This window comes from Polaromonas sp. P4_F4, assembly GCF_056401355.1.
On the sequence record NZ_JBFUJO010000034.1, the window covers coordinates 22645 to 34122 of the forward strand.

At 62.6% G+C, this 11478-nt stretch carries 12 protein-coding genes; 11 read left to right on the plus strand and 1 reads right to left on the minus strand.

Annotation, left to right across the window (positions count from 1 at the left end; all coding sequences use genetic code 11):
• Window positions 1–228: 228 nt before the first annotated feature.
• Complete coding sequence (locus AC1DUR_RS23755; RefSeq protein WP_477720775.1) at window positions 229–1968, minus strand: IlvD/Edd family dehydratase; 1740 nt, start codon at window positions 1966–1968, stop codon at window positions 229–231.
• Between the two features lie 139 nt (window positions 1969–2107).
• Here AC1DUR_RS23755 and AC1DUR_RS23760 point away from each other — a divergent pair, with 139 nt between their 5' ends.
• From AC1DUR_RS23760 to AC1DUR_RS23810, 11 genes are all read left to right on the plus strand, one after another.
• The gene (locus tag AC1DUR_RS23760; protein WP_477720776.1) at window positions 2108–3055 is read left to right on the plus strand and encodes a 2-hydroxyacid dehydrogenase; all 948 of its coding nucleotides are present in this window, start codon (window positions 2108–2110) and stop codon (window positions 3053–3055) included.
• Window positions 3056–3127: 72 nt separating this feature from the next.
• Window positions 3128–3871: a FadR/GntR family transcriptional regulator gene (locus AC1DUR_RS23765; RefSeq protein WP_477720777.1), complete on the plus strand. Its 744-nt coding sequence runs from the start codon at window positions 3128–3130 to the stop codon at window positions 3869–3871.
• A gap of 43 nt (window positions 3872–3914) precedes the next feature.
• Window positions 3915–5291 carry an ABC transporter substrate-binding protein gene (locus AC1DUR_RS23770; protein ID WP_477720778.1) on the plus strand — a complete coding sequence of 459 codons (1377 nt, stop codon included), beginning with the start codon at window positions 3915–3917 and terminating at the stop codon, window positions 5289–5291.
• A gap of 74 nt (window positions 5292–5365) precedes the next feature.
• Window positions 5366–6238 carry a carbohydrate ABC transporter permease gene (locus AC1DUR_RS23775; protein WP_477720779.1) on the plus strand — a complete coding sequence of 291 codons (873 nt, stop codon included), beginning with the start codon at window positions 5366–5368 and terminating at the stop codon, window positions 6236–6238.
• Window positions 6239–6392: 154 nt separating this feature from the next.
• Window positions 6393–7244, plus strand: a complete 852-nt coding sequence (locus AC1DUR_RS23780; RefSeq protein WP_477720780.1) for a carbohydrate ABC transporter permease — start codon at window positions 6393–6395, stop codon at window positions 7242–7244.
• A gap of 18 nt (window positions 7245–7262) precedes the next feature.
• On the plus strand, window positions 7263–8333 hold the full coding sequence (locus AC1DUR_RS23785; RefSeq protein ID WP_477720781.1) for an ABC transporter ATP-binding protein: 1071 nt from the start codon (window positions 7263–7265) through the stop codon (window positions 8331–8333).
• The gene (locus AC1DUR_RS23790) at window positions 8326–8880 is read left to right on the plus strand and encodes a gluconokinase (protein ID WP_477720782.1); all 555 of its coding nucleotides are present in this window, start codon (window positions 8326–8328) and stop codon (window positions 8878–8880) included. The genes AC1DUR_RS23785 and AC1DUR_RS23790 overlap by 8 nt, the downstream gene beginning before the upstream one ends.
• 32 nt (window positions 8881–8912) lie before the next feature.
• Entirely contained in the window at window positions 8913–9683 is a 771-nt protein-coding gene (locus tag AC1DUR_RS23795) for a glucose 1-dehydrogenase (RefSeq protein WP_477720783.1), read from the plus strand.
• 52 nt (window positions 9684–9735) lie between these two features.
• Window positions 9736–10785, plus strand: coding sequence for an L-idonate 5-dehydrogenase (locus AC1DUR_RS23800; RefSeq protein ID WP_477720784.1), 1050 nt, complete (start codon window positions 9736–9738; stop codon window positions 10783–10785).
• Between the two features lie 55 nt (window positions 10786–10840).
• The gene (locus AC1DUR_RS23805) at window positions 10841–11224 is read left to right on the plus strand and encodes a cupin domain-containing protein (RefSeq protein ID WP_477720785.1); all 384 of its coding nucleotides are present in this window, start codon (window positions 10841–10843) and stop codon (window positions 11222–11224) included.
• Window positions 11225–11290: 66 nt separating this feature from the next.
• A partial coding sequence (locus AC1DUR_RS23810) for a helix-turn-helix domain-containing protein (RefSeq protein WP_477722248.1) occupies window positions 11291–11478 on the plus strand: 188 nt, incomplete at its 3' end.

The window sequence follows — 11478 nt, forward strand, 5'->3', positions numbered from 1 at the left end:
CGGTGGCTCCCGTATGGATCGGGTTGACTTGGGAGATGGTGTCGCCATGTGCGACACCATCAAATTTCCTGGCTTGCATTGAACTTCCTGAAAAAGACAGCGGCCGGGGCGTCCTTCAGGCTTGTGATGGGGGCCGGGACGCGCCAGCTGCACCCATGGTAACTGCCAGCGCGGCGCCGACCGGTGCTTGCGGCGCAAGGCAATGCAGTGATTGCCTCGCGGGAAAAGTCAGTGATTATCCCTCGGGACAAAAGCGCCGCGCTTGCCCACCAGGAAGTCCAGGTCCACGCCCTCGTCGGCCTGCAGCACATGGTCAATGTAAAGTTTCCAGTAGCCAGACGTCAGCGGCGGCGCCGGTGCCTTCCAGTCGGCCATGCGTCTGGCGAGTTCTTCGTCGCTCACGTGCAGGTGCAGTCGGCGGTTGGGTACGTCGAGTTCAATGATGTCGCCGTTCTGGACCAGCGCCAGCGGGCCACCCGCCGCCGCTTCGGGCGCCGTGTGCAGCACGACGGTACCGTAAGCGGTGCCGCTCATGCGGGCATCGCTGATGCGCACCATGTCGGTAATGCCCTTGCGCAGTACTTTGGGCGGCAGCGGCATGTTGCCTACCTCGGCCATGCCGGGGTAGCCCTTGGGGCCGCAATTTTTCAGCACCATCACGCAGTTCTCGTCGATGTCGAGGTCCTCGTCATCGATGCGTGCGTGGAAGTCTTCAATGGTTTCAAACACCACAGCCCGGCCCTTGTGCACCATCAGTTCAGGCGTGGCGGCGCTGGGCTTGATGACGGCGCCGCGCGGCGAGAGGTTGCCGCGCAGCACGGCAATGCCCGCCTTGTCCTTGAATGGCGTGCTCAGCGGCATGATCACGTCAGTGTTGTAGTTCTCGGCGTCGGCGATGTTCTCGCCAATGGTTTTGCCGTTGGCCGTGATGACATCGGTGTGCAGGTGCTGCGCAATTTCCTTCATTACCACCGGCAGGCCACCGGCGTAACAGAAATCTTCCATCAGGTATTTGCCGGAAGGCTGCAGGTTGACGAGACAGGGCAGTTCGCTGGCCAGCCGGTCAAAGTCGTCGACCGTCAGCTTCACGCCAATGCGCCCGGCAATGGCAATCAGGTGAATCACGGCGTTGGTGGAGCCGCCAATGGCCGCCAGCGTCTTGATGGCGTTTTCAAACGCTTCGCGTGTCAGGATCTTGGAGAGCGTGAGGTCTTCGTGCACCATCTCGACCGCCCGCCGACCGGCCATGCGGGCCAGCACGTTGCGCCGGCCGTCCACCGCCGGGTAGGCGGCGTTGCCGGGCAGGCCTATGCCCAGCGCTTCGACCATGCTGGCCATGGTGGAGGCTGTGCCCATGGTCATGCAGTGGCCGTGGCTGCGGTGCATGCAACTTTCAGCCTCAAAGAAATCCTGCAGCTTGAGCGTGCCGGCGCGTACCTGCTCGCTCATGCTCCACACGCCGGTGCCGGAGCCGAGCTCCTGGCCGCGCCACTTGCCGCTGAGCATGGGGCCGCCGCTGACACCGACCGTGGGCAGGTCGACGCTGGAAGCGCCCATGACCAGGGCGGGGGTGGTCTTGTCGCAGCCCATCAGCAGCACCACGCCGTCAATCGGGTTGCCACGAATGCTTTCTTCCACGTCCATGCTGGCCAGGTTGCGGTAGAGCATGGCGGTCGGGCGCAGCAGGGTCTCGCCCAGCGACATCACCGGAAACTCCAGCGGAAAACCACCGGCCTCGTACACGCCGATCTTGACCTGCTCCGCAATGGTGCGGAAGTGGCTGTTGCAGGGGGTGAGTTCGCTGAAGGTGTTGCAGATGCCGATGACGGGGCGGCCGTCGAACTGGTCATGCGGCACGCCCTTGCCCTTGACCCAACTGCGGTAGGCAAAGCCGTCGCGGTCCTGCCGCCCAAACCATTGCTGGCTGCGTAATTCTTCGGGTTTCTTTTTGGGTGTCTGGTTACTCATGATGTGCTGCGTTTCCGTAAAAGTTTCCGTAAAGGATTCAGGGTTTGCATGGATGTCAATCGGGACTCAATCGTATGATGATAAGACCTAATGCCCCATTATGGCAATTCGTCAAGCCTGTTGAACTGAGGAGATTCCCTTGCCCAAACCCGAAATCCTGGCCGTCGCCAAGCTGCCGCCTTACCTGATTGAGCCCCTGCGCGAGTTTTTTGTCGTGCATGAACAAATCCATCAAACCGACCCGGCGGCATTTGCCGCTGCCGCCGGACGTATCCGCGCCATCGCCGGCAGCGGCGAGTCCAGGGTGCCGCGTTCGCTGATGGAGCAGTTGCCTGCGCTGGAAATGATTTCCATCATGGGCGTGGGTTACGACGGCGTGGATGTCGCTGCGGCGCTGGAGCGCAACATCCAGGTGACGCACACGCCCGGCGTGCTGAATGACGACGTGGCCGATCTGGCGATCGGCTTGATGCTGAGCGTGGCGCGCCGCATACCGCAAGCCGACCAGTATGTGCGCAGCGGCCGCTGGCCGGAGGGGCCGATGCCGCTGGCGCGCAAGGTATCCGGGGCGCGGCTGGGCATCGTGGGTCTGGGCCGCATTGGGCAGGCCATCGCCACCCGCGCAGAGGCCTTCGGCATGTCGGTGGCCTACACCGCCCGCAGCCGCAAGGCGGAACTGGCCTATGCCTATTACCCGAGCGCGCAGGCGCTGGCGGCCGAGGTTGATTTTCTGGTGCTGATCACGCCCGGCGGCGCTGGTACCCGCAAATTGATCAATGCCGGTGTACTCAAGGCGCTGGGCCCGCAGGGCTACCTGATCAATGTGGCGCGTGGCTCGGTGGTCGATGAAGCGGCGCTGGTGGAAGCGCTGCAGCAGGGCGTGATCGCCGGTGCCGGCCTGGATGTGTTCGAAAACGAGCCGAACGTGCCGCCCGCGCTGTGGGCCATGGACAACGTGGTGCTGGCGCCGCACATTGGCAGCGCCACGCGGCAGACACGCGGCGCCATGGCCGATCTGGCCGCGGCCAATCTGCGCGCCCATTTTGCCGGGGAAGCCCTGCTCACACCAGTACCCGAATGCCAGTAAAAGCCTCGGGTTTTCCATAGGTTTTCGGGCTTCTAATCATCATATGATAGCAACGAAACTCACTTCCAGCACATGATCAAAAACGTCCACGGCAACACGGTAGACCTGCTAGGCGAAGCCATTGTCGCGGGCCGCTATGCGGTCGGCCAGTCGATCCCGCCCGAGCCGGTGCTGTGCGAGCAGCTGGGTGTCAGCCGCACGGTGGTGCGCGAGTCCGTCAAGTCGCTGGTTGCCAAGGGTCTGATCCATACCGGCCCCAAAGTCGGCACGCATGTGCTGCCGTCCGACCAATGGAACTGGTTCGACCCTGACGTGATTGCGTGGCAGTCGCGCGCCGGCCTGTCACCCGAGTTCATCCGCGACCTGCAGGACCTGCGCCTGGTGGTGGAGCCGGCGGCCGTGAAGCTGGCGGCGACCCGTGCTACCGATGCCGACATTGCTGAAATCGAAGAGGCCTATGCCGGCATGCACCGCGCCGTGATGGGTGGCGGCGACTATGTGACCAGCGACCTGCGTTTTCACCAGGGGCTGTTGCGTGCCTCGCACAACCGCATGCTGGTGCAGATGAGCAAGGCGCTGGGCGCGCTGCTGCGCACCAGTTTCGAAATTTCCACGAGCAAGAAGGACGGTCCGCGCAGCTCGCTGCCCTTGCACCGTGCTGTGCTCGATGCCGTGGTGGCGCGCGATCCGGCCAAGGCCGAGCGCGCCGTGCTGGTGTTGATCGAAGGGGCGCACAAGGACATCGAGCAGGTGCTTGGTTCGCGCCGCCGCCTGCCACGCGTCCACCGACCCGCTTTGCCGCTGAAGGCGGCCTGATTCCCGCAAGCCTTTCCTCACCAACCAAAGAAGGAGACTGTCGATGAAGTTCAAACTACTTGCCACAGCGGCGTTCATGACCACGGCGCTTTTAGCCGGCGGCCATGCAGCAGCCCAGGAGAAACTCACCATCTGGTGGGTCAAAGGCTTCTACAAGGCCGAGGATGATGCCCTGTTTGCGGCCATCAAGAAGTATGAAGACAAGCACAAGGGTGTCAAGGTCGAGCTCTCGCAATACCCGATCCAGGACATGATTCCGAAGACCGTGGCGGCGCTCGATTCCGGCAACCCGCCCGACGTGGCCTACGCCGACGTCTACGATTTCCAGGTCACGGGCAAGTGGGCCTTCGACGGCAAGCTTGAAGACATCAGCAGCGTGATCAGCCCGATCCGTGCGCGCTTTGCGCCCAATACGGTCGAAACCGCCTTCCTGTACAACGACGTTGCCAAGACGCGGGCCTATTACGCCTTCCCGATCAAGCAGCAGACCATGCACATCCAGTACTGGGGTGACATGCTGGCCGAGGCCGGGTTCAAGGAGTCGGACATCCCGACAGCCTGGAAGGACTACTGGTCCTTCTGGTGCGACAAGGTGCAGCCTGCCTATCGCCAAAAAACCGGCAACCGCACCTTCGGCATTGGCCAGCCGCTGGGCGTGGACTCCAGCGACTCGTTCTACTCCTTCCTGACCTTCATGGATGCCCATAACGTGAGCCTGGTCAGTGACAGCGGCAAACTGCTGGTCGACGATCCCAAGGTGCGCGCCGGGCTGATCGCGGCGCTGACCGACTACACCCAGCCGTATACCAAGGGTTGCACCCCGCCGTCTTCCACCAGCTGGAAAGACCCGGACAACAACGTCGCGTTTCACAACAAGACCACCATCCTGACCCACAACGCCACGATCTCCATCGCCGCGAAGTGGCTTGATGACATGAATAACGCGGCACTCAAGCCCGAGGACCGCGAAGTTGCCAAGAAGAACTACACCGAGCGCATCCGCACCGCCGGCTTCCCGAACAAGCCTGACGGCAGCAAGATGGTCTATCGTGCCGCGATCAAGACCGGCGTGGTGTTCAACCAGGCCAAGAACAAGGCCCGCGCCAAGGAGTTTGTGGCCTTCCTGCTGCAGGAGGAAAACCTCACGCCGTACGTCGAGGGCTCGTTGGGCCGCTGGTTCCCGGTGATGAAGACGGCGCAGCAGCGTCCGTTCTGGAAAGCCGATCCGCACCGCACCGCCGTGTACAACCAGTTCACGGCCGGCACGGTGAATTTCGAGTTCACCAAGAACTACAAGTTCACCGTTCTCAACAACGAGAACGTCTGGGCCAAGGCGGCGAACCGGGTTCTCAACGAGAAAGTGCCGGTTGACAAGGCGGTCGACGAAATGATCGCCCGCATCAAGACCGTCGCGAACTAAGAGCCAAGTCTGTCCATTAAAGAAAGTCGCGCAACCGTTCCCCTTGCGGGAGCGGTTGCGCGAGGAGCGATGCCATGAGCACTATCACTGTAGACCAGGTGAGCCCGTCAGCGGGGTCTGCCAGCAAGGGCATGACGTCGTGGGAACGGTGGGGAATGATCCTGGTCATTCCGTATCTGCTGATTTTTCTGGTGTTTGTGATTTACCCGGTAGGCTACGGTTTGTGGCTGGCGCGGGAACCGCAAACCTATGTACGGCTTTTTGCCGATCCGATTTTTTTCCGCACGGTGGTCAACAGCGTCGTGTTCATCGTCGTCTCGGTCAACCTGAAGATGATCGTCGCGCTGTTTCTCTCGGGTTTCTTCCTGAACACGCGCTGGTGGGTCAAGTGGCTGTCGCTGGTGTTCATCCTGCCCTGGGCCGTACCCTCGATTCCGACCATTCTGTCGATGCGCTTCATGCTCAATCCCGAGTGGGGCGTGATCAACACCCTGATCTTCAAGCTGACCGGCATCGACGGCCCGAACTGGCTCAATGACCCGACGCTGGCGCTGTCGTTTTCCATGCTGGCCCACATCTGGAAATCGCTGCCCTTCTGGACCCTGATCCTGCTGGCCGGCCGCATGGCGATTCCGGCCGAACAATACGAAGCGGCGTCGGTGGATGGCGCTTCGCGCTGGCAGAAGTTCCGCTTCATCACCTGGCCGTCCATGCGTTCGCTGTACCTGACGTCCACCATTTTGTCGATGATCTGGACGCTGGGCGATTTCAACAGTGTGTACCTGCTCACGGGCGGCGGGCCGGCTGACCTGACCCACGTTCTGGCCACGCTGGGCATCCGCTATCTGCGGCTGGACCAGGTCGACCTGTCGCTGGCTTCCATCGTCGTGGCGCTGCCGCTGGTGCTCCCGCTGGTCTATTTCATGATGAAACGGCTCTCGAAATGAACCCCCACGCTTGTCGCTGCGCGTACTGCGCTGCCCCCCGAGGGGGCCGTTTTTTCCTTGGGGCGGCCCTGCGGAAAAATGTCAACCGCCGCGCTTACTACGCTGCCTCCGAGGGCGTATTCGCTCTCCTGGACGCAGCTCATCGGAGCTCCAAATGAAACGCATCACCCTCAAGGCGGTCGCCAACGAAGCCCGGCTGCTGCTGGTCGGCATTCCCTTGCTCCTGTGGACCATCACTCCGATCTACCACATGGTGCTGTTCGCCATCTCGCCGCGCGACCAGGCGACCTCGGGCCGACTTTGGCCGAAAAACCCGACGCTGGACAACTTCTCTTTTGTTTTTCACCAGAAGCACTTCTACCTCGACCACTTCTGGGTGCAGATGGGCAACTCGCTGGTGATTGCGCTGTCGGTCGGTTTCCTGACGCTGGCCGTGTCTACGGCGGCAGCGTTTGCGATCAGCCGGCTCAGGGTTCCCGGCGGCCGCACGGTCATGAACATGGCCTTGTTCACCTACTTCATTCCGGCGGCGTTCCTGGCCGTGCCCATGTACAAGACCATGGGCAACTATGGCTTGCTCAACAGCCAGTGGGCGCTGATCCTGGCGATGGTGACGATCGCCTCGCCGTATTGCATCTGGGTGCTCAAGCAGGCCTCCGACAAGCTGCCGTACGAACTCGACGAGGCGGCCAAGATGGACGGCGCCACGGCGCTGCAGCTTTTCCGCCTGGTCTACCTGCCGCTGATGGTGCCATCGCTCGTTGCCGTGGGTACGTACGCGTTGCTGCTGGCCTGGAACGAGTACCTGTATGCGTTCCTGCTGCTGTCCAACGACACCAGTGTCACCCTGGCCGTGGCGCTCGGCAACTTCCTGTCGGCCGACGATTCGCCGTGGGAACTGCTGATGACGACAGGCCTGATCTACGCGCTGCCGCCGGCGGCAATCTATTACACATTCAAGCGCTACATGGTGTCGGGCCTCACGGCCGGCGCTGTCAAGAGCTGAGCAAGAAAGGGCAGCCACATGGCATCCGTATCGTTCCAGAAAATTGAAAAGAATTTCGGCAAGGTCAAGATCATCCACGGCATCAGCTTCGACATTGCCGATGGCGAGTTCGTCGTGCTGGTGGGCCCCTCGGGCTGCGGCAAGTCGACCTTGCTGCGCATGCTGGCCGGGCTGGAGGAAATCAGCGGCGGCAAGATTGCCATCGACGGCAAGATGGTCAACGACCTCGACTCCAAGGACCGCGACATCGCGATGGTGTTCCAGAGCTACGCGCTGTATCCGCACATGACGGTGCGCGACAACATGGCTTTCAGCCTGAAGCTGCGCAAGGCTGAAGCCGACCTGACGAACAAGCGCGTTGGTGATGCGGCGCGCATTCTGAACCTTGACCCCTTGCTGGATCGCTTTCCCCGTGAACTCTCGGGCGGTCAGCGCCAGCGGGTCGCGATGGGCCGGGCCATCGTGCGCGACCCCAAGGTCTTCCTGTTTGACGAGCCGCTGTCCAATCTGGATGCCAAGCTGCGCGTGGCCATGCGCGCTGAAATCAAGGCGCTGCACCAGCGGCTCAAGACCACGACGGTCTACGTCACGCACGACCAGATCGAAGCCATGACCATGGCCGACCGCATTGTCGTCATGCATGACGGCATCATCGAGCAGATAGGCACGCCGCTGGAACTGTTCGACCGGCCCACCAACCTGTTTGTTGCGCAGTTCATCGGTTCGCCGGCGATGAACGTGCTCAAGGGTGTATTGCGTCAGGGCGAGGGCGGCGGCTGGGTCGAGGCCCAGGGCAGCCGCTGGCCGGTAGGCACGCTCCAGCAGGGCCGCGACGGGCAGGCGGTGCACTATGGCATCCGGCCGGGCGACCTGAAGATTTCAACCACGGGCCAGGGCATCGCGGCCAAGGTCATCGTGGTGGAGCCAACCGGCGCAGAGACCGAGCTGCTGCTGCAAGTGGGCGATGAACAGCTGATCGTCGTGATGCATGGGCGTACCAATGTCCAGCCGGACGAGCTTGTCATGCTGGAGATCGCAGCCAACAAGGCCCACGTGTTCGATGCTGCCAGCGGCAACCGGGTTGACTGAAGAGAGCGGAGAGCGCACTTTCGTTTCGCATGTGATGGAGCCCGATATTTTTGTCGTGATGGGCGTCAGCGGCTGCGGCAAGAGCACTGTTGCATTCCAGCTCGCCACCCGCCTCGGACTGGAGTTTATCGAGGGCGATGAACTCCACTCGGCCGAGAACGTGGCGCGCATGGCCGCCGGCGTGCCGTTGACCGATGCGGACCGCGAGGGCTGGCTCGGGGTGCTGGCCAGTCGTATCCGCGAGGCGCGCCTCGCGGGGCGCGGCCTGGTGCTTTCCTGTTCGGCCCTGAAACGCTCGTACCGCGATGTGCTGCGCCAGGGCTCGCCCACCGTGCGTTTTGTATACCTGCACGGCGAACGGGCCCTGCTGGCCGAACGAATGGCGCAGCGCGCTGGTCACTACATGCCGGCCACCTTGCTGGACAGCCAGTTGGCGACACTCGAGGCGCCCGACGCCAGCGAGAACGCACTGGCCTTCAACATCACGACACCCCCCGATGTCATTGCCGCTGCCGTGGCGATGACGGTTTCCCACCGCACTGAATGAGCATTTTCATGAGCACTCCCACGAGCACTCCCATGAGTACTTCGAATCCCTTCCGGCTGGACGGCCGGCTCGCGCTGATCACCGGGTCTTCCGCCGGCATCGGTTTCGCGCTGGCGCGCGCGCTTGGGCAGGCCGGCGCCACCCTGGTCATCAATGGCCGGGACGCCGGCAGGCTGGAACAGGCGGCAGGCGTGTTGCGCGGCGAAGGGCTGCAGGTCCACACGCGGATGTTTGATGTCACGCAGGCCGAGGCCGTAGAGGCCGCGGTGCAGGATATCGAGAGCACCCTCGGTGCCATCGAGATTCTCGTGAACAACGCGGGAATGCAGCGCCGCATGGCCCTGCACGAATTTTCCACCGAGCAGTGGCATGAGCTGATGCGCACCAACGTCGACAGCGTGTTCTTCATGGGCCGGGCCGTGGCACGCAAAATGATAGAGCGCCGCCGCGGCAGGATCATCAACGTCTGCTCGGTGCAAAGCGAGCTGGGCCGGCCCAACATCGCACCCTATACGGCGAGCAAGGGTGCGGTCAAGATGCTCACCAAAGGCATGGCGATTGACTGGGGCCCGCATGGCATCAATGTCAACGGCCTCGGGCCTGGCTATTTCAGGACAGAACTCAACGAGAAGCTGGTGGCCGACGAGCAGTTCAACGCCTGGCTGATCGGACGCACGCCCAGCCGGCGCTGGGGCAACGTCGAAGACCTGGGCGGCGCGGCAGTGTTCCTCGCCAGCGATGCAGCGAGCTTCGTCAACGGCCACATCCTGTACGTCGACGGCGGCGTGACCGCCACCCTCTGACTCTTTAACTTTTTGATTTTTTTGACCGACTTTGCTATTTGAGGAGAAATTCATGCGCGCACTTGTTTGCCACGCTCCGCTGGATCTGCGCTTTGACACCTTCGTGTCCGACCAGCCGGGCCCGACCGAGCTCGGCGTGCGCATTGCCTACGGCGGCATCTGCGGCTCGGACCTGCACTACTTCCAGCACGGCGGCTTTGGCACCGTGCGCATCAGGGAGCCCATGGTGCTGGGGCACGAGGTGTCGGGGGTGATCGAGTCGGTGGGCAGCGCCGTCACACAATTCCGGGTTGGCCAGCGCATTGCGGTGTCACCCTCGCGGCCCTGCGGCACCTGCCACTACTGCAACCTGGGTTTGCAGAACCACTGCATGGAAATGCGCTTTTACGGCAGTGCCATGCGCTTCCCCCATGTGCAAGGCGCGTTCCGCGAGCATCTGGTGATCGATGCCAGCCAGGCCCACCTGGTCGCCGATGACCTGCCGCTGGCCGAGGCGGCGCTGGCCGAGCCCCTGTCGGTCGGCCTGCATGCCATCACGCGCGCTGGCTCGGTATTCGGCAAGCGCGTGCTCGTCACGGGCTGCGGTCCGATCGGGTTGCTGTTGATCGCCGGCCTGCGGCGTGCCGGCGCGGCGCACATCATTGCAGCCGACATTGCCGACGTGCCGCTGGCCTGCGCCGCAACGCTGGGTGCGGACGAAACCATCAATCTCGCCCGCCAGCCTGGCGGCCTGGCGCCTTATGCGCTCAACAAGGGCATGATCGAGGTGATGTTCGAAGCATCCGGCAGCGACAAGGCCTTGCGCGGCGGGTTGGACGTGATGGCGCCGCGCGGTGTGGTCGTGATCGTGGGGCTGGGCGGTGATATCAGCGTGCCGATGAACCTGCTGGTGGCCAAGGAACTGGATGTGCGCGGCACCTTCCGTTTTCATCAGGAGTTTGCGGTCGCGGTGCGCTTTCTCAATCAGCGCCTCATCGACGGTCGGCCGGTGATCACGCACACCCTGAAGTTCGACCAGGCGGCGGATGCCTTCAAGCTGGCGGGCGACAAGGGCCGGGCGCTGAAAGTGCTCATCGACTTCAATGCGCCTGCGGCGGCATGACAATGTGCGCAACCCCGACCTTGATGGCTATCCCAAGACGACACCGGAGATTTCATTGACCACCTTCACCAAAGTCATCCTTTACACCGACACTGACGGCCGCGCAAAATTCCGCGAGGAGGCGATCGCATTGACGGAAGGCTCGCCGCAAGCGCTGCTGTCGCCGGTGCTTCCGTCCACAGGCTACCAGCTACGCCACAGCCCGGTGGGATTTCGCAGCCAGTTTCATTGCACGGGGACGCCGCAGTGGGTCGTCATTCTCGGTGGCCAGATGGAGATTGGTCTGCAGGGCGGGGTGTCACGGGTGTTCAAACCCGGTGAGCATTTTTATTCGGCCGACCTGCTTCCGCCGGGCGCCACGTTTGATGCGGCAGTGCATGGCCACTGGAGCCGCCAGGTGGGGCCGGATCCGCTGGTGACCCTGTTCGTGCAGGGCTGAGGGCTGAGGGCGCTAGTGGACTGTAACGTTTAAAACGGAAGTATCATTGTGGCCATGGAGGTTGCGATGAAACTGACCAAAAGCGAACGCATGGAACTTCAACAGCAAGCTGCAGCGAGGAACGCCCGAGCCGATTCGGCGCGCCACGCCCGATTGATCCTGCTGCTGGCCGATGGGCTCACTTGGGCGGAGATTCGCACCAAGCTGGATTGCAGCGACAGCTACATCGATCGCTGGAGCAAGCGCTTTGAAAG

Excerpts from the sequence above, each read along its gene's own strand:
- AC1DUR_RS23765 (WP_477720777.1), top strand. The coding sequence starts at position 3,128 with ATGATCAAAAACGTCCACGGCAACACGGTAGACCTGCTAGGCGAAGCC.
- AC1DUR_RS23780 (WP_477720780.1), top strand. The coding sequence starts at position 6,393 with ATGAAACGCATCACCCTCAAGGCGGTCGCCAACGAAGCCCGGCTGCTG.
- AC1DUR_RS23800 (WP_477720784.1), top strand. The coding sequence starts at position 9,736 with ATGCGCGCACTTGTTTGCCACGCTCCGCTGGATCTGCGCTTTGACACC.
- AC1DUR_RS23775 (WP_477720779.1), top strand. The coding sequence starts at position 5,366 with ATGAGCACTATCACTGTAGACCAGGTGAGCCCGTCAGCGGGGTCTGCC.
- AC1DUR_RS23770 (WP_477720778.1), top strand. The coding sequence starts at position 3,915 with ATGAAGTTCAAACTACTTGCCACAGCGGCGTTCATGACCACGGCGCTT.
- AC1DUR_RS23755 (WP_477720775.1), bottom strand. The coding sequence starts at position 1,968 with ATGAGTAACCAGACACCCAAAAAGAAACCCGAAGAATTACGCAGCCAG.
- AC1DUR_RS23785 (WP_477720781.1), top strand. The coding sequence starts at position 7,263 with ATGGCATCCGTATCGTTCCAGAAAATTGAAAAGAATTTCGGCAAGGTC.
- AC1DUR_RS23795 (WP_477720783.1), top strand. The coding sequence starts at position 8,913 with ATGAGTACTTCGAATCCCTTCCGGCTGGACGGCCGGCTCGCGCTGATC.